Genomic DNA, 16,173 nt, shown 5'->3' on the forward strand with positions numbered 1-16,173 from the left:
GGCCGCCGATCAGCTGTGCGGTCGCGTGTCGCATGGATGCTCCTCAAGGTGTGTGGTCGGTGGCTGCGGAGGTGCCACTCCCCCGCAGCCGAGGCGGGGCGGGACGCAGCGCGGTCGGCTGCGCCCCGATGGTGCGTCAGGCCTCTACGAGCGGGGCGTCGGCATACTCCACGCCCGGCTCCGGCGGGATCAGCTCGCCGGCAGCGGCGTCCGTGCAGTAGGCGTTGAAGATCTCGGCCCTGCCCAGCGGGTGGGCAGTGCAGTCGCTCAGCCTCCAGCCGAGGACACGGGAGGTGTTGTCCGCGTGGTTGGTGCGCACGACCGCACCGCCGATGCCGCCGGACGTCAGGGCCAGCAGTGCGATGACGTCGAAGGCGGCTGCCGCATCAACGCCGGTGTACTCGCCGACGTTGCGGAACGGCAGGATGCACACAGCCCCACGAGCGCAGCCGGTGACCGAGACGGTCAGGGTGTGGCACCCGTCGCCGACGGCACGGAGGAGGCCCATCAGCAGGGCAGCGGCGGGCTCCGGGGTGGAGGGCATCGGGGGAAGGCTGTAGGTCATGGGTTGGTCTCGCTTTCGAGTGGGTGTTCTCGGCGCGGCGGGGGTGCCACTCCCCCGCCGTCACGGGCGGGGCGCAGCGGGTCGGCTGCGCCCCGGGGTCGGGTCAGTCCTGGACGAGGCGCAGGGCGCGGGCCTGGGCGGCCACATCGAGGGCCGGGGAGCACCACTGGATGCTGTCGAGGACGATCAGGTCGGTGACGTCGTCGAAGCCCTTGGGGGCGCTGGCGAGCATCCGGACGTAGAAGGAGAACGCGAGCGCGTCGAGTTCCTTGGCCGGGCCGGTCGTGGGGAGCGGCGGGTTGGTGCGCAGGGCCGCGATGTAGGCCAGGGCGAGCAGGCCGAAGATTTCGGATTCGATGATCTCTTCGATCTCCGTGCCGGTGCGCTGCGTCAGGGGCGCCATGCGGGCGAGGAGGTAGCCCATGGCGTCTTCCATCTCGGCCTCGGTGTGGGGCTTTTCCGGCTCGGGGGCCGGTGCCGGGGTGGGGATGGCGGAGAGGTGACCGTGGGCGTTGTCGTTCGGCATGGTTCTCCTCGGATCGGAGTGTGGTCTTTCGGCTGCCGATCGACTGCCACCGCCGATCCGCATACCCTTATTATGCATTCTCCGAGAATTCATTTCAAGGGTTCTGGATCAATTCGCAGCCGCATTTCCCGTGGTCGGGGCAGGTTTTGGGACCTAGGCGCGGGGCACTGCGCAGGCCGTACCGCCGCCCCATGAAGCGCAGCGCCGTGGACCGAGGGGAACGGCAGCGCGAAGCGAGGGAGCGGGGCCGCGCAGCGTCCCCGTCGACCGGCTGCCGGGCCCCCGGTGCGTGAGAGCGCGCAGCGCTCGGTCCGGGCCGCAGCGCAGCGAACCGCCCGCACCGGGCGACGCGGACGGCGCAGCGCCCCGCACCCAGGGAAAGAACGGGCGCTGCGCCGCCACGGTGATGCGCCTGGACTGCTGCGCCCAGGCCCCCGCGGGCGATGACGCGGGAGCCGGCGGCTTCGCCGAGGCTCCATCCGGCCTCCCTCGCCGGACACGATGCTGCAGAGCAGCCCCGCCCTCGCCCGCCGGCAGATCAGAACCCAGGCGGCTACGCACGTGACGCTTGGCCTCGCAACCAGGACAGCCGCGGCGCCCTGCACATGTGCGTACGTACGCTGGAAGTCTCGGGGCCGGTCTACAGGAGTGACAGCATGTTGCGCCGTGCCAACAACGTCTCCATCAGCTTTGCTGTCGACCCCGGCGGTGCCGGTCCGCGGCGGTGGCTACGGCGGCATCGGAGTGCGCGGCCCCAGGGCTCACAGGGCCGCGTGATCATCCGTATCGGGAAGACCACGTTCTACAGCAACCTGAATGATGAAGCGGCCTTCGATGAGTCGCAGGAGATCCAACGTCACGAACCCCTCCAACTACTCACTGATGGTGAGCGCACCTACTGGCAGTTCCAGGACAGGTTCTACTGGGAGGACGACCACCTGACCGACGCTGACGTGTACGCACTCATCACTACCAGGCAACAACGCGAGCGCCAGCGAATCGACCGGGCCAAGGCAATGGTCGCCATGGGATCGGAGCCACGGCCCTCAGACCGCGGGCACATACCCGACGACGTCAAGCAACTCGTCTGGCTACGCGACCAGGGCCGCTGTCGGGCTTGCGGCGCTGCCTCGGAACTGCAGTACGACCACATCATCCCGGTCGCCTTGGGCGGAGCCAGCACAGCAGAGAACCTGCAAATCCTCTGCGGCCCCTGCAACCGACGCAAGAGCGCCGGCCTGACCACGGGATAAGGGCAAGTCTGCCTGACGCTATCCACCTGGATGCCGCGCCCCCGGCGCAGACACAGGGGCGCAGCCGTCCGGCTGCGCCCCGTGGATCAGGTCTCGTCGTCCCACCTGCGGCAGTGCCCGTAGGCGAGGATGGCGGCCGTGTCGGGGTCGGGGGCGTCGAACTCCTCTGCCCAGCCGGTGAAGTCGTCCTCGCTGGTGGCGAGCAGCCCGATCCGGTCGGCGACCGGGCCGGGCAGGACGGCGGCGATGAGCAGCTCGGCGCAGTCGACGTCCAGGGTCAGGCCGATGACGGTGAACGTCTGGGTGGCTGCTGCGGTCATGCGATCAGCTCGAACGTCACGCTCTCGATGGCCTGGGCTCGAAGGTCCCCCTCGAAGGCCGCGACGACGTAGGCGCCATTGTCGCCACCCCACAGGGTGTCGAGGCTCTCGCCCTCCTCACCCTCGGCGCGGTCCGGGAAGTGCTCCAGGACGGCCCCGGCTGCGTTCCGTTTAGCTTCGTCGAGCGTTTCCCCCTCCGCGACGACGGCGAAAGCCGGGGCGAGATCCCAGCAGTGATACCAGTCGCCGACAATCGTGTATTTCATGGATTTCCCCTTCTCGAGTTCCCGGGAGGGCCGGACCCCGGAATTCACTCCCGAGGCCCGGCGCGACCTGATGTCAGTGGCGCCGCGCGCCCGGTACGTGGGCGTTGATGCGCCGCAGATGGACGTCGAGCAGCTTCAGGGCCTGGGCCTCGGTGAGTCCGTGGACCGTGCCGGTTCCGGGAACCGTGGCGCCGGTGAAGACGGCGTCGCCGAAGTACACGCCGGGACGCGGCCGGTAGTCCAGCAGCAGAGCCCAGACGTGCGCGTTGCGCGGATGGAGGAGCTGGACGGCCTCGCAGTCCGTCCACATGGTCAGCTCCGGGGTGAGGCCGAGCGGCTCGGCGACATTGCAGGCCAGGGCATGTTCCGGGGTGGGAACGCTGCCCCAGTCGAGCAGGCGGAACGTGCCGGTGGGCGATACCCAGAGTGCGAAGGCCTCAACAGCCGCTGCGATCGCGGGCACAGTTGTCCCCTTTGTTCGGAGTGCGGGATTCGGCGCTGGTCGGCTGCCACCACCGACCAGCGAGATAACTATATCACCCATACTCCACATTCGGGGGTGGGAAACCGGCGTTTTGCAAGGTCAGCAGCTATTCGGGGGACGGCCGGCCCCGCAGCGCTGCACACGGCTCGCGCATGAACAAGCAGTCACCCAGGGCCGGGCGGCTGCGGACGGCCGGCTGAAGACACAGAAGCGCCCCGGCATGGCGCGAGGCCGTGCCGGGGCGTGGAGAGGGCTGTCAGGCGGCGCGGACGAGGCGAGGTGCATCGTCGCCGGACGGGTCGGGATCGTCGAGGTCCAGGTCGACGGTGGCCGTCGAGGTGTCGCTGTGGACAGTGAAGACGGCGGCCCAGGATGCGGCGTTGCGCTGAATGGCGAGGGCCTTGCGGGCAGCGTCGACCGGGTCGGCCGCGCCCACGTCGATCTCCCAGGTGACGGTGTACTCAGGCATGTTCCCTCCTTCCGTGTGCGAGGCGGGACGATCCTGCCTGCGGGGCAGAGGACTTGTCGGCGACGGTCGGCGGCTCTGCGGGGTCGTCCGGCTCGCACCGCGTGCCGTGAATGGGGCGGGCGGCGTGTACGTCCAGGGCTGCGAGCACGGCGACGCCCGATCAACTGACCTGCCCACCAAGGAGACACGCTCTAAGGGGCGCACCCACCCGGTGCGCACTCGCCGCACTTCTCCTTGCGGCCCGTGTCAAGGCGATACCCGCCGCCCGCAACCGGCCCGCATCGCCGCATCAACCCAAGCCTCGCGGACCTGCTGAGAGCGTGGCAACTTGGCCCATTGAGCGTGCTGGATCATATCGGCGTCGGCCAACGGTGTCGCCAGTCATGCCACGAGCCGCGGCAGCCCCATGCGCACCGGCCCCACACCGAGTGAGGTGTGAACCAGTGCTTCGCTGTCGGGGTCGGGGAGCTTCGCGCTACGGGTGAGGGTCTGGCTCAGTTCCAGGATCGTGCCTCGGCGCAGGGGCCACGGCTCGTGCTCCACCGGGGTGAGCCACAGGCGCCCGGCGCGGCGGGAGAACGCGGCCCACCGATGCGTGAGCCAGTCGTCGAGCGGGTCCAGTTCCTCCAGGAGCGCGCCTGCGCGGATGCGCAGCCGGTAGGAGGCGTCGCCGTGGCGGCGCCGTCCGGAGTAGCCGACCTCGTACCCCCGGGATTCCGCCGACAAGGCGGCCACGTGGTACGGAATTCCGATAGCGCGGGCCGCGAGCATCAGCGGGTTGGCGACGTCGAGCGAGAAGAACCACAGACCGCGGCGGCCGTCGGGCAGGCGGGCGTAGGTCCGCAGGTTCGTCTCCGGGAAGACGGGAGGCGGCAGAGGAGCCCGCAGCACTGTGACGGACCGCATGACGAAGGGGGTGAGGCTGACCCACGCGGCCTCGTCGAAAAGGTCGACGAGTAGCCCCGGCGGCAGCAGAGCCTGGACGGCTTCGGGCGGATAGCGCCAGTGCACCAGCGTCTGCTGCCGCCAGTGCATGGTCAGCAAGGCCGGGGTAACGTGCGGAGCTCCGTATCGCGTTTCACGCATGGGTGTTCAGAGGCAGGATCGGCGCGTCGTGGTCATGGGGACCACGATGGACCGGTAGACCAGGCATCGGCGCCTGCGACACACGGCCTGCCGCGCACAGCCGCTCCGCCTCCGGTGCGGGGCGTCGCCCCATCGGCCGATCAGCAGCCGTGACAAGGGTGTTTCTCCTAACGAGGCTGGTGGCGTCAGAGCCAGGACCGTACGTCGTCGGGGTCCTCGTCGTAGCACTCGTGCACGATGTCGACGAAGGTGGCGTCCGGGTTCTCCAGGAGCGTGAGCGCGGCGTTTACGATGAAGTTATCCGTGTCGGTTGTGTCGCGATCCGCTTTGTCTGCGGCCAGGTCGACGGCGGCGTTGACGGCAGTGCTGACGTGGTCGCGGGTGTAGGTGGTGCTCGTCATGGGCGTGTCCCTTCGCACGGATTCGTGCATCTGTGGAGTCAGCCGGCCGGGGTCCGGGTCCGGGGCGCGCGGCGGGCGCCCCCCGGACCGCAGGTCAACGCAGCGTGCGGATGAGGAGGGCGACTTCCTGGGCGATGGCCTGAACGCCGTCGCCGGACCACACTCCGTGGATGCAGTGCTGCCCTCCGTCGAGCTCTACGTACAGCTCGGGGACCGTGTCGCCCAGGTCGCCGACGGCGAGCAGGTAGGTCGTCGAGTCGGGTGCGGAGATGGTGCCGCTGACGCCCATGAAGCCGGACTCGGCAGTCCAACAGGGGCCGAGGATGACGACGGCGCGGCGGGCGATGTCGGAGATGCTGAACGGGTACTCCGTGCCCGGGGCGGGGGAATAGCGGCCGTGCTTGTCATACGGCAGGGGTGCGGCGCCGGTGGTCCGAGCGGCGTCCTCGAAGATGGCCATGGCGTACGAGAAGCCCCGGTGGACGGCATCGACGTCCGACTCGGTGACCGGCTGGGCGGCGGCCTGGACGATACGGATGGCCTTGACCCCGTTCTGCGCGTCGGTCGCGGCCCAGTAGGCGTCGAGCCACCGTCCGGCGAGCTCGGCGTCCACGTGGTCGTAGGAGTTGGTGTGCACGGCCAGGTCGGTCAGGGACCGGGCCAGCCCCAGCGCCATGTCCGGGCTGTCCGGCGCAGCGGTAAAGGCGTCGAGCGCGGCCTTGCTGGCGGCGAGGAGGTCGGCGGCGGGGCCGACAAACGCAGTGCTCACAGCGAGTTCTCCCATGAATTCGGGTGCGAATTTCCGGTGTTGGCCGACTGCCACCGCCGAACCAACAAGACAACTATATCCCATATCAGCCATGAATAGGGTGGAGTCACCGTTCTCCTCTGACTGATATCCGCAGGTCGCAAGACCTCTGCGGCACTCCGAGGGAGGTCGCCCCTGAACGCGAAAGGGGCCCCACGAGTGGGGCCCCCTTGTTGAACTCTGGCTACCAGCCGTCGCGGCAGCCAGGCAGATAGTCGTCGGAATACGGATCTTCGTAGGAGGGGTGGCGGCCCCGGAAGGGTGGGTCCTCCGGCTCTGCGGTCCGGCACGCGCAGGGGGTCTGAGTGCTCTCGTGCGGCCACTAGCCCCGGGGTTTGGAACTGGGGGCACTTCAGCCGCTCAAGGGTGGCCCAGGAGGGCGCGTCATCCCAGCCGCTCAACGGCTGGCCTCCAGCTGCTGCTCACGGTCGGGGAGCCATGCGGGGTGCTGGCAGCAGGCCGCCAGGGCGCGCTCGAGTTCCAGGCACACTTCCCCGGGGGTCGAGACCGACATCCGGGTTCGGGGAGTAGCCGGGCGGGGGCCGCCAGCCGCGGCCAGGCTCTTCCAGGCCGGGCAACGGGTGGTCGGTGCGCGGTGTCGGCACCAGTGTGCGGTCGACAGCGACAGCCGCCGCAACGACCTCGGGCACTTCCACCACCGAGCAGGGCAGCTCACTGAGGCACGAACCGAGGGACTCCCCCGGGCGCACCTTCGACGATCTCTCGGCGACAGGCGAGGAAGCCGAGCGCACGGACGCCGCAATGCGGGATTACGCCGCAAGTCCGCGCGGAACGGCGCCCAGGGGCAGCGCGAGGCGCTGGACAAGGTAGGCAACCTCGTCGACGAACGCCGGGCACGGCTGGAGCAGCAGCTGCAGCAGGCCGAATCGGAGATCGCCGCAGGCCCGCCCCCGCGCCCGAAACGGGGCGCTTGGGGACTGCCATAGACGTGCGCAGCCAGTGGCGATGCGCACCGGCGGCGGGCGGACCGGGCTGGAAGGCCCGGCGGCCGGTGTTCAGCACGAGCAGGCCGGTTGTCACCGGATTGCCCTGTCGCCCGCCCTCCGACGTCGTGGAGTTCTGCTCGACCACCGGCGCGGCCCTGGCGACAGCGGACCGTCCGGTCGCTGCCATGATCAGATCGGGGAGAGAGCCACCCTCAACTACAGCTCATGGGGTGTTCGCGCGGGGCGGCCGATGGTCCACACGTCACCGAGGTCGCGGACGAAGGCGCGGTGGGCGTGCATGTGGCGCCGGAGCTGCACGGCGGGGATCTGGTGACCGTGCCGCGCGAGAGCGTCCCGCAGTTCGCCTGGGGTCATCGGGTGGCCGTGGCGGGCGAGGCACCGCGCTGCCAGCTGCTCGGGGCTGGGGAAGGCCGGGGGCTGTACCACGAGGAGGGAGTCGCTGATGCTGCGGTGCTCGGTCGCGGCAGCGACGCCCTTCTCCAGAACAGGTTGCGCGACCTCCTTGAGACGAGCAATCCGCGGTCTCCACTCGCCGGTCAGGTGGCCGCGGTGGTAGCCCCAGAGCAGCAGTCCGCCCGCGACGGCGATGGCCGGCAGCGGGTTGCGTACGGCCAGGTCGAACAGTCGCCTGGCCGCTGCTCCGAGCAGCCGTAGCGCGAGGTCGATGAAGACCATGGCGTTCGCGGTGCTGGCCTCAAGGCCGGCCAGCCGCAGCAGGTTCTGCGCGATGGGGATCCAGTCGATGACGGCGAATCCGAAGCGGGAGAAGACGCTGTCCTGGGTGACGATGACGCAAGGAGCCAGGAACTCCGCCAGGGCCATGGTGGGCGCGTCGTCGGGATCGCCGCGGTGCCGAGGGTCGAGCGACGGCTCGACGCGCAGGATGTGCCGTGTCTGCGGGGCCAGGTGGTCTCGGATCTCCAGGTCCACGACTCGGAGGGCGGGAAGGATCTGGCGGTCCAGCAGGAGGCGTACTTTCCCTTCGGGCACCTCGTAGTGGGCCGCGAGCTTGGGAAGGTGCTCGTCGATCTCGCCGGGGACGTGCGCGGCGATGTACGGGTTCGCGCGGCCGGTGCCGGCCAACGCCGAGATCTTGTCCTCGTGGCGGCCATTCTTGACCAGGTAGCACGCCTCGGTCAGAAGCGCATTGGTGTCGAGAATCGGCAAGAGCATCGGGGTCGGCAGAATCATCGGCCTGATCGCAGGAGCGACACGACGCTGCTGGAACGAAGGCGTTGACGGCGGCAGATCGAACGGCATGGCCTCAGTGTGACGCCCACCTCTGACATCCGTACGAGCATTCCGGGGAGCACTGGATCGGTGGCCCTCCTCGCTGGAGGTGGAGCTTCATGACCTCCCTATCTCCATGCCAGGGAAGGGGGCCGGGATGCGAATCGTGCCTGCCGGCAGGCTGCTCGCCGTAGATCCAGGCGCCCTCGACGCCCGAGATGCCTCGCGCGTCCCCCGCAACGGACAGGAACTGCATTCCTCATTCCTCCGAGGGATCGCTCCCCAGCCGTATTTCCGTACCGGCGCTACTGGATCGTCCCTACACTGCCGGCCATGCCTCCTTCCAGCCGAACCGAGCTCATCGCCCTCCTCGCCCAGGGCAAGCCCGGTGAGCTGCTGGGCACGCCGGAGTCCGACTGGGTCGACTTCAAGAGCGGCGGCTTCGGCGCCCCGTACGACCTGCGCACCCCCAAGGGGAAGTTCGAGTTCAGCAAGGACGTCGCCGCGTTCGCCAACTCCGGCGGCGGGCTGATCGTGTGCGGCGTCACGGCGAAGCAGAAGGCGAACGAGCTCGTCGAGGCCGCCACGAAGCTCACGCCGCTCCAGCAGTCGCTCATCAAGATTGACCAGTTCAAGACCACCGTCGACGACCTCGTCCGGCCGCTCATCAGGGTCTCCTACCACTGGTTCGCCCACCCCGACGGCGACGCCGAAGCTTCCGGGTACTACTTCGTGATCGACATCGAAGGACTTGCCGACGCCGACCGCTGGGCCCTCGTACGCAAGGTCCTCAACGACAAGGACCAGTTCACCGAGGGCTGGACTGTCCCGATCCGGCATGACGACCGTACGACGACGATGTCGGCAGATGATGCCTACCGGCTCATGAACGACGGACTGCGCAGCCGGACGGCCCCTCCCTGGGCTGCCCTCGCCCCGACGCCGCCGTCCGACCCCGCGCAAGCTCGTCACGATCTGGAGGCCCACCTCGGGTGGGACGAACTACCGATCCTGTTCTGGCAGAGCGCTCCGCAGAACGCCCCCGAACTCATCGACGGTCTGCACAGCCAGGAAGGAATCCGCGGGGCCCTCCTCAACCAGGACGCCCTGCGGCCCCATGGCGGCTTCAACTTCTCCTCCGACTACAAGCGGCCCGAGCCGTACCGGGGCGGGCTCCTCCTTGCCGATAGTCGCCGTGCCGTCGCGGTCGCTGCGGACGGCACGGTATCCGCCTCCGTGGTCGCGACCAGCGAGATGCTCGGCTGGGGCATGGAGCAGCGGTTCGGTGAGACCGGCAGGATCAACGTCGTGACGCTGTCCGAGCTGATGCTGGAGTACTTCCGTCTCGTCGACGAGAAGATCATGCCCACCGTCGACGGGCCTTGGCAGCACAGGACCGTCACCGCCCGCTTCGCCCAGGTACCCGCCCGCACCCTGGCGCCCGGACCGAATCCCGAGTTCCCGTTCCTCGGGGCAGTACAGCAGGCGAGCGCCGACACGTGGAACCAGTCGTGGACCGCACACGGGAATCCCGAGCAGGACGCGTACGAAGGACTCCAGCGCGTCTACGCACTGTTCGGCCTCGACGCGAACCAGAACCCGTACGTCCAAGACCAGAGGCTGAGCGAGGAACTTCTCCAGGCAGCCTTCTCCCGGTAAAGGCCAGGCGCAGCCTCACAACTGGAGCCAATGCCCAACAGGATGGGACGGCCCCGGCCGTACTGCGTCCCTCCGTCACGCGGGGCCCGGGGCCTTGCCCGCGCACCCCATTCCGGCGCGGGCCGGGAGCGAGCGTAGTCCGTCCGGGTGAGCGAGGGGCCGCGACGGCGAGGCGCAGAAGCGCAGCCGTTCTCGCGTACGGTCCTGGAACGCGCCCCGACGCCCGAGCCGTTGAGGCACTCTGCCCGGGGCGCTGCAGCCGAGATGCGCAGCTGATGCCGCAGGCGACCAGAGCGGGGGCGGGGCGGTGCTGGATTCAGTACATTCCGCTCCCCGGGGCGATCGAGGTCCGTGACATCGGGTGGGCGGGCTGAGCTACGGAAGCTGCCGTGCCACGCCGGGCCCGTGGCCAACTCGTCAGGCAAAGGAGATCGAGCATGAGTCCCGTTCTACGGGTCGTTACCTTCAACACGCTGTTCGTCGGGCACACGGACGCCGGGTTCGGTCCGGCTGACCGGTGGGCTGGGCAGATGGATTTCCTCCGGTCGCTTCGGCCGGACGTCCTGGCCCTGCAGGAGCTCAACTTCTTCGAACAGCTGGGCCGCAGGCGTCTGCACCGGGCGGTCGCCCAGTTCGCGATGGCACAGGGGTTCCTCGCGGAGGCCAACGTGACCACGGCCGGCCACCGCTTCCACTCCGCGATCCTGCTCAGCGGCCGGGTCCGGGTCGATGCCGAAGGCGCCGACCGTACGCGCTACCACCACGTCATGGGCTGGGCGAACCCCTGCTCATGCCCGGCACGGACGGGGCTGGTAGAGGTGCGCAAACCTGCACTTGGACCCGTTCGACCCGCGCAATCGGGCGCGGGGTGGCGGCCAGCTGCTGCTCGCAGCGGCCGATGCCGGTGAACGCGTCCACGGCGGTCTGGGTGACCCGGGCGCAGGCGCGGCTGGCGGCGGCGTAGGCGGCGTCGGCCTGCTCGGCGCGCCGGAGGGCCTCCAGCAGCTGCAGGCGGGTGGTGATGTCCATGAGTGTCCTCACGAGGGGGGCGATGTCCGGTGTCTTCGGTGCCGGACGGCTGCCACGCCCGCCCGGCAAGGTGTCGTGATCGGCCCGCGGGGCGGAACGGTCTCGCGGTGTGGTGCGTGATCCACCGGGGCCGGGTGGGGGACGTCCCCCACCCGGCCCCGGTGGGCCGGTCAGCTGCGGCCAGCGGGCGTCAGGAGCCGGAAGGCGCGCTCCATCAGGTCGTCAGCCGTCCCGGTGATCACGCGTTCGGCGCGCGCTGCGCCCCTGAGGACGTCGTTCGCTCCGCGGGCGGGGGCGACGTGGTTGGCGTACTCGGTGATCGCGTTGTATCCCGCCCAGGCCGTGCCACGGATCCCGGCCTGGGTGTCCGCCTCCTCGAACAGACGGCGGATGGTGTTCCACCGCAGCCGCTGGTTGGTGCGCTTGCGAGCACTGTCGCTGGCGGTGACCGGCCACAGGTCGCTCACGGCGGAGCGCAGGGCGTCGACGCTCAGCTCTGTCTCGATCATGCGCTGGGCCGCCTTCTCGAACTCCTCGGCGTAGGTGAAGGTGAGGCCGAGGGCCTGGCGGGCCTGGGCGATCCTGCCGCGGGCTCCGGAGGTGTGGCGGACGGTGTAGCTGCTCCTGGCACAGTTCAGGGCCGCGCGGAGGGTGTTCGCGCAGACGACGCGGACGGGGGTGACGACGATACGGAACGCGCTGCTGCCGTCGTGGGAGTTGAAAGCGGCGATGTAGAGGTCCACCGCGTCGTTGCTGCCGATCGTGAGGGTCTGGGGGAGCTTCATGGTCAGGAAGACCTGGCGGCCACCGCGAAGCGATCCCGCGGTTTCGAAGTGGGCGCCGGACTCGTCCGCGAGGTAGTTGAGGAATTCGGCGTGCTCCTCGTTCTGGACGGGGGTGTAGTCGGTGCCGACCACGCCAAGGACCTCGGAGCGGCGTGTCTTGGGGTGGGTCCGTACCGAGGCGCGGTGGTTGGGGACCTCCAGCGTGGTCACTCCGTCACCGGTGATGTCCGTGGCGTGCAGGTCGACGAGCCGGACGTTCCAGTCGGCGAGGTAGGCGATCCGCATCGCGTCCTCGGCGGTCATGGCGTCCTCGGTCACCGTGCCCAGCTTGTGCCAGGCACTCTGGCGTGCGCTTGCCAACGCTGCCGTGCCGTCGGTGAACTGCTCGATCTGGTGGGCCATGGAGTTCTCCCTGTGTCTCGCCGGGGCGCGCCTGCGTAGGTGCGCCGTGTGTTCTCGGTGGGCTGGCCGACTGCCACCATCGACCAACGAAACAACTATACCATATATGCATCATGTTCGGGGGTCTACTGCGCGTCGCGCCGCCGACCGCTGGGCAGCCGGCCCCGGCCCGTGCGGGCACGCCAGCGGTAGGCAGTCCGCAGGCTGACTCCGGCACGGTCGGCAATCGTGCTGGCCGTCGCTCCCTTGCGGAGAAGCGCGGCGATGACGGCCTGGCGCTCCTGTCGGGTGAGTGCGGGGCGGGGATTGTCGCCCGCGACCGTCCGTTCGACTGCCACCCAGTCGGGCTCGCCCTCTTCATCGGGAAGTCCCCTGCGGGCCCGGTCACGTCGCCGCGCGCACGCGCGGCAGTAGAGCCAGCCGTTGGAGTGGTGCGCGGCGTTGGCGGGGAAGGGGTGGCCGTGGCGGCAGTGGGCGCTGTTCTGGGTGGCTCGGTATCCGGCAATGCCGAGCCTCTTGCGGTAGCGGGCGACCGTTTTCCGGGCGGTGCCGGTGCGGCGGTGGATGGCGAGGTCGCTGAGTCCGGAGCGCAAGAGGTCTTCGACTTGTGCGCGGGGTGCGGCGGGCCGACCCATCACGCCCCGCCGGTTCGAGGGTTGAGGGCGGTGAGCATGGCGTGGACGGCGCGCGGTCCGGGAGCGCTGACCTCTGTTCCGCGGACGGTGATCTGTCCTCGGAGGATCTTTCCGGAGCGGGCGCCGACCAGGATCCAGCCGCGTCCGTCCTGGGGGTCCGGCGCGGAGAGGATCACGCGGTGCCGCGCGGTGCTGACGTACCAGGTAGGACGCAGGCCCTTCGAAGACGGTGCGGGTGTAGGCGGTGATCGGGTCGGGGGCCTTGGGGGTGCCGACGTGAAGGAGCTGGCCGCGCATACGCAGGACCTGGGCAGGGGCGAGAGCGGCAAGGATGTCTCGGACGTCGCGGTAGGGCAGATGGCCGCGTTCGAGGCAACGGGAGCACACGAGGATGTCGCTGCGGTCGCTGTCGCCCGACGCAAGCCGGGAGTCCGGGTCGTTGCACCGCGCGCACGTCGCGGGCGACCACACATAGTTCTCAGGGTTCACCGGGTTCACGGGTTCTCGTCTCTCGCGCCTCTGCAAGGGGTGCGGTGCGGACAGGGGGCTGAGTTCGTCGGGGCCGCCGGGCCCGCCCCGGGAAGGGGCTGGGCCCTGGCGTGGGACCGGCTCAGGGAAGGTCGGCGAGTCCGATGGGGCGGGTACGGCGGACGGTGGTGACCTCCAGCAGCCGCAGGCTGTGGGGATCCACGCGAGGCAACGTGGGCAGGGGGCTGATCTGGGTCTCCGAGAGCCACTTGAAGTAGCTGCGGACGTCGTCGCCGGTGCGGAGCACCGGGCGGCCCCAGCTGAAGCGGTAGTGGCGGCCGATGTGGTCGGCCCCCTCCGGCAGCTCGGGCACGGGGGTGGGCTTCTCGGGGCCGGGGAGGTCGTCCATGGCGATGAGCCGCTCGGTGATCTGAGAGGTCATTTCCGCGATCTCGACTCGGTTCACCCCGGGGGTGGCGTGGAGGCGGTCGTACTGCGCGCGGGCGACGTCCGCGTACTCCAGGGGCATCGTGGCGTACGCCTGATGGCCGTTGTTGCCGAAGGCGGTAACCGTCCAGAACGTCGCATGGCCGGTGCGTCCCGAGGGGCTGGCGGTCCACTGCAGGGTGTGGGACATGGATCCTCTCTCCGGTGTGTGTTCGGTCGGGCGGCTGCCACTGCCGCCGTGGTGGTCGCGGGGCCGGGGGCGGACGGGCCGCCCCCTGCAGCGGGCAGTCGGCTAACCGCGGTACGGAAAGTGGATGGAGGGCTGACCAGGGGTCCAGGTGTCGCCCTCGTAGCGGTCCCGCAGGTCCGCTTGGTAGGCGGCGATCTCCATGGCCGAGGCCATCCAGCAGGCCACGGCGTCCGCGACGACTTCGACGGGGTGGAAGCCTGCGCACAGGCCCTTGCGGGCGCGCGCGGCGGCTAGGTGAATGAACGTCGCGGCCGGTGCACCGCACCCGAAGACGAGGTTGCACAGGGGCACCCACCCGTTCCCGTCCGTGCGGCCCCCCGACTGCCACAGCGCCTCGGTCTGGCGGAGATCGCTGGTCTCGACGGGCGCGGGTAGCTGGGAGAGGTCGTTGAACAGCATGGGATCTCCTGGGATTCACGGGGGCGCATTCTCGGTTTCGGTCGACTGCCACCATCGACCAACAAGATAACTATACCCCTCTCACGTCACAACCGTCAAGCGCAATCACGCGATCAGCACGACGTTCCCGATGGAACGGGCGCGGCGCACCGGGGCCGGGCCGCCGGATGACCTCCTTCGGCGCACCGGCTCCGGCAGCTCACGCAGCGGCGGAAAGACGGGCCTGCCGCCGGTGTGCTCCGTCCACTTCCCCTCGAAGCCGGGACGCTGCTTGTCAACAACTCCTGCGGGTGCGGCGACGATGAACGCCTCGGTGCGGGGCAGGCCTTCGGTGTCGGGGAGGTAGTGGGCGCTCCGGATCCCGGATGTGGCGCCGTCGACCAGGCGGACCCTCTTCGGGAAGCGGCCTGCGAAGCGGCCGACGATCAGTTCAGCCCGTTCGCGGGGGCCTTCAAAGACGGTACGGACAGAACGCCAGGTCTGCCCCTTCTGCTGCTTGCCGCCGCAGCGGGGGTCCGTGCCCCGGCAGTGCGGTTCGGCGTCGACCGGAGCGCCGTTCTGGTCCACGACCGTGTGGATGCGGCGGCAGCGGGGCGTGCGCTGCCAGTTGCACCACCATTCCGGCTCGGCGCACTTCTTGCCGTGCCAGCGGCGGCAGTCCTTCGTGCGGCCGACGAAGGTGATGCGGCGAACCTCGTAGACGGCGTACAGGGCCTGGTCCAGGCCGGTCTGGAAGGCCTCCAGGACCGCACGGTTGCGGCCGTCCTCGGTGAGGCGGCCGTACAGCGATCCTGCGGGCCCGTACAGGGACATCTGCTCGTTGAGCGCCATCGAGACGTACTCCAGGCGCAGCACGTCGGCGGCGACGTGCGGGTGGGCGCGCAGCCGCTCTTCGTGGCGGTCGCGGGATGCGCAGACGCCGGAGAACGGGCACATGGCGCAGTACGACTTCTTGATGGGCTCGCCCAGGGCGGCGAGTACGTACGCCTCGACGGCGGCCCGGTCCTTCCGGGCCAGGATGAGCGGATAGTGAGGCTCACAGATGGTGCGCCCGGCCTCGGTGTTGAGACGGCGCTGAATGGCGGTGTCCTTCTCGGCGCGGCCGAGTTCGTCGGCGTGGTAGCCGATGGCGCGGCGGAAGCTACGCGCGCCGAACTCGGCGGCGGCCCAGTTGTCGAGGACCCAGCCCTTGAAGCGGATGGAGCAGCGGCGCTGGCCGTTCGCGAGCTGCGGCACGGTGCCGGCCGCGCGCAGCTCGTCGGACAGGCGCCAGGGGCCGGCGGCGTGGATGCGGCGAGGAGCGCGGGAGTCGTCCAGGACCAGGACGCCGTCGGCGTCGCTCTTACCTGCCCGACAGACCTGGACCAGGCGCACCGAGCGGGCGCGGAGCAGCGGCAGGACGAGGCGGTTGACGTAGTCCAGCGAGTCGGCGAACTCGTCGCCGGTGATGGCGTGGACGACGATCAGGTCCGACAGGTCCGGCTCCAGGCCGTGCGCGGCCGGATCGGCCAGGAACATCAGCAGGATGGCGGTGGAGTCGGCGCCCAGTCCGTAGGACAGGACGGTGGGGCGCTTGGGGTGGAACGTGGCAGGTGTCGCGGGAGCGGTGCGGGCGGGGGCGAGCTGGGACGCCGAGGCATGGACGGACATGAGCGTGACTCCGGGAGTTCGGGGAGCGGCGGCGCGGGAGGCGTGCTCCGCGCCGCCGCGCAGTGCTGAATGC

20 protein-coding genes are annotated in these 16,173 nt (G+C 69.8%); 2 read left to right on the forward strand and 18 right to left on the reverse strand.

Annotated features, from left to right (window positions below):
- Positions 1-136: 136 nt before the first annotated feature.
- Positions 137-544 carry a hypothetical protein gene (locus ACWF79_RS31125; protein ID WP_453731519.1) on the reverse strand — a complete coding sequence of 136 codons (408 nt, stop codon included), beginning with the start codon at positions 542-544 and terminating at the stop codon, positions 137-139.
- A gap of 124 nt (positions 545-668) precedes the next feature.
- Positions 669-1,091, reverse strand: a complete 423-nt coding sequence (locus ACWF79_RS31130) for a hypothetical protein (RefSeq protein WP_453731520.1) — start codon at positions 1,089-1,091, stop codon at positions 669-671.
- Positions 1,092-1,864: 773 nt separating this feature from the next.
- Here ACWF79_RS31130 and ACWF79_RS31135 point away from each other — a divergent pair.
- Positions 1,865-2,344, forward strand: a complete 480-nt coding sequence (locus tag ACWF79_RS31135; RefSeq protein ID WP_453731521.1) for an HNH endonuclease — start codon at positions 1,865-1,867, stop codon at positions 2,342-2,344.
- 86 nt (positions 2,345-2,430) lie between these two features.
- On the opposite strand, the gene ACWF79_RS31140 is transcribed toward ACWF79_RS31135, so the two are convergent.
- The 8 genes from ACWF79_RS31140 to ACWF79_RS31175 all read right to left on the reverse strand — a co-directional run bounded on the left by ACWF79_RS31140 (position 2,431) and on the right by ACWF79_RS31175 (position 8,337).
- Positions 2,431-2,664, reverse strand: a complete 234-nt coding sequence (locus ACWF79_RS31140; protein ID WP_453731522.1) for a hypothetical protein — start codon at positions 2,662-2,664, stop codon at positions 2,431-2,433.
- The gene (locus ACWF79_RS31145) at positions 2,661-2,930 is read right to left on the reverse strand and encodes a hypothetical protein (RefSeq protein WP_453731523.1); all 270 of its coding nucleotides are present in this window, start codon (positions 2,928-2,930) and stop codon (positions 2,661-2,663) included. The genes ACWF79_RS31140 and ACWF79_RS31145 overlap by 4 nt, the downstream gene beginning before the upstream one ends.
- A 73-nt stretch (positions 2,931-3,003) precedes the next feature.
- On the reverse strand, positions 3,004-3,393 hold the full coding sequence (locus ACWF79_RS31150; RefSeq protein WP_453731524.1) for a DUF3846 domain-containing protein: 390 nt from the start codon (positions 3,391-3,393) through the stop codon (positions 3,004-3,006).
- A 277-nt stretch (positions 3,394-3,670) separates the two neighbouring features.
- The gene (locus ACWF79_RS31155) at positions 3,671-3,883 is read right to left on the reverse strand and encodes a hypothetical protein (protein ID WP_453731525.1); all 213 of its coding nucleotides are present in this window, start codon (positions 3,881-3,883) and stop codon (positions 3,671-3,673) included.
- Between the two features lie 381 nt (positions 3,884-4,264).
- On the reverse strand, positions 4,265-4,918 hold the full coding sequence (locus ACWF79_RS31160; protein WP_453731538.1) for a YqjF family protein: 654 nt from the start codon (positions 4,916-4,918) through the stop codon (positions 4,265-4,267).
- Between the two features lie 236 nt (positions 4,919-5,154).
- Positions 5,155-5,370 carry a hypothetical protein gene (locus tag ACWF79_RS31165; protein ID WP_453731526.1) on the reverse strand — a complete coding sequence of 72 codons (216 nt, stop codon included), beginning with the start codon at positions 5,368-5,370 and terminating at the stop codon, positions 5,155-5,157.
- 94 nt (positions 5,371-5,464) lie between these two features.
- Positions 5,465-6,139: a hypothetical protein gene (locus ACWF79_RS31170; RefSeq protein WP_453731527.1), complete on the reverse strand. Its 675-nt coding sequence runs from the start codon at positions 6,137-6,139 to the stop codon at positions 5,465-5,467.
- Positions 6,140-7,341: 1,202 nt separating this feature from the next.
- Positions 7,342-8,337, reverse strand: coding sequence for a hypothetical protein (locus ACWF79_RS31175; RefSeq protein ID WP_453731528.1), 996 nt, complete (start codon positions 8,335-8,337; stop codon positions 7,342-7,344).
- Positions 8,338-8,709: 372 nt separating this feature from the next.
- Between ACWF79_RS31175 and ACWF79_RS31180 the strand changes: the two genes are divergently transcribed.
- Positions 8,710-10,035 (forward strand): AlbA family DNA-binding domain-containing protein, encoded by a 1,326-nt coding sequence (locus tag ACWF79_RS31180; protein ID WP_453731529.1) that lies wholly within the window; start codon positions 8,710-8,712, stop codon positions 10,033-10,035.
- 449 nt (positions 10,036-10,484) lie between these two features.
- On the opposite strand, the gene ACWF79_RS31185 is transcribed toward ACWF79_RS31180, so the two are convergent.
- From ACWF79_RS31185 to ACWF79_RS31220, 8 genes are all read right to left on the reverse strand, one after another.
- Positions 10,485-10,799 carry a hypothetical protein gene (locus ACWF79_RS31185; RefSeq protein ID WP_453731530.1) on the reverse strand — a complete coding sequence of 105 codons (315 nt, stop codon included), beginning with the start codon at positions 10,797-10,799 and terminating at the stop codon, positions 10,485-10,487.
- A gap of 1 nt (position 10,800) precedes the next feature.
- On the reverse strand, positions 10,801-11,064 hold the full coding sequence (locus ACWF79_RS31190) for a hypothetical protein (RefSeq protein WP_453731531.1): 264 nt from the start codon (positions 11,062-11,064) through the stop codon (positions 10,801-10,803).
- 170 nt (positions 11,065-11,234) lie between these two features.
- On the reverse strand, positions 11,235-12,251 hold the full coding sequence (locus tag ACWF79_RS31195) for a DUF932 domain-containing protein (RefSeq protein ID WP_453731532.1): 1,017 nt from the start codon (positions 12,249-12,251) through the stop codon (positions 11,235-11,237).
- A gap of 125 nt (positions 12,252-12,376) precedes the next feature.
- Positions 12,377-12,844, reverse strand: a complete 468-nt coding sequence (locus tag ACWF79_RS31200; protein ID WP_453731533.1) for a helix-turn-helix domain-containing protein — start codon at positions 12,842-12,844, stop codon at positions 12,377-12,379.
- Between the two features lie 41 nt (positions 12,845-12,885).
- Positions 12,886-13,062, reverse strand: a complete 177-nt coding sequence (locus tag ACWF79_RS31205) for a hypothetical protein (RefSeq protein WP_453731534.1) — start codon at positions 13,060-13,062, stop codon at positions 12,886-12,888.
- Between the two features lie 434 nt (positions 13,063-13,496).
- On the reverse strand, positions 13,497-13,991 hold the full coding sequence (locus ACWF79_RS31210) for a hypothetical protein (protein ID WP_453731535.1): 495 nt from the start codon (positions 13,989-13,991) through the stop codon (positions 13,497-13,499).
- A 102-nt stretch (positions 13,992-14,093) separates the two neighbouring features.
- Positions 14,094-14,450 (reverse strand): hypothetical protein, encoded by a 357-nt coding sequence (locus ACWF79_RS31215; RefSeq protein ID WP_453731536.1) that lies wholly within the window; start codon positions 14,448-14,450, stop codon positions 14,094-14,096.
- Positions 14,451-14,555: 105 nt separating this feature from the next.
- Positions 14,556-16,173 (reverse strand): hypothetical protein (locus ACWF79_RS31220; protein WP_453731537.1); only part of this gene is annotated, 1,618 nt, incomplete at its 5' end.

The sequence above is a fragment of the Streptomyces sp. NPDC054975 genome, from assembly GCF_053609105.1.

Excerpts from the sequence above, each read along its gene's own strand:
- ACWF79_RS31125 (WP_453731519.1), bottom strand. The coding sequence starts at position 544 with ATGCCCTCCACCCCGGAGCCCGCCGCTGCCCTGCTGATGGGCCTCCTC.
- ACWF79_RS31130 (WP_453731520.1), bottom strand. The coding sequence starts at position 1,091 with ATGCCGAACGACAACGCCCACGGTCACCTCTCCGCCATCCCCACCCCG.
- ACWF79_RS31140 (WP_453731522.1), bottom strand. The coding sequence starts at position 2,664 with ATGACCGCAGCAGCCACCCAGACGTTCACCGTCATCGGCCTGACCCTG.
- ACWF79_RS31145 (WP_453731523.1), bottom strand. The coding sequence starts at position 2,930 with ATGAAATACACGATTGTCGGCGACTGGTATCACTGCTGGGATCTCGCC.
- ACWF79_RS31155 (WP_453731525.1), bottom strand. The coding sequence starts at position 3,883 with ATGCCTGAGTACACCGTCACCTGGGAGATCGACGTGGGCGCGGCCGAC.
- ACWF79_RS31160 (WP_453731538.1), bottom strand. The coding sequence starts at position 4,918 with ATGCACTGGCGGCAGCAGACGCTGGTGCACTGGCGCTATCCGCCCGAA.
- ACWF79_RS31165 (WP_453731526.1), bottom strand. The coding sequence starts at position 5,370 with ATGACGAGCACCACCTACACCCGCGACCACGTCAGCACTGCCGTCAAC.
- ACWF79_RS31175 (WP_453731528.1), bottom strand. The coding sequence starts at position 8,337 with ATGATTCTGCCGACCCCGATGCTCTTGCCGATTCTCGACACCAATGCG.
- ACWF79_RS31180 (WP_453731529.1), top strand. The coding sequence starts at position 8,710 with ATGCCTCCTTCCAGCCGAACCGAGCTCATCGCCCTCCTCGCCCAGGGC.
- ACWF79_RS31190 (WP_453731531.1), bottom strand. The coding sequence starts at position 11,064 with ATGGACATCACCACCCGCCTGCAGCTGCTGGAGGCCCTCCGGCGCGCC.
- ACWF79_RS31195 (WP_453731532.1), bottom strand. The coding sequence starts at position 12,251 with ATGGCCCACCAGATCGAGCAGTTCACCGACGGCACGGCAGCGTTGGCA.
- ACWF79_RS31210 (WP_453731535.1), bottom strand. The coding sequence starts at position 13,991 with ATGTCCCACACCCTGCAGTGGACCGCCAGCCCCTCGGGACGCACCGGC.
- ACWF79_RS31215 (WP_453731536.1), bottom strand. The coding sequence starts at position 14,450 with ATGCTGTTCAACGACCTCTCCCAGCTACCCGCGCCCGTCGAGACCAGC.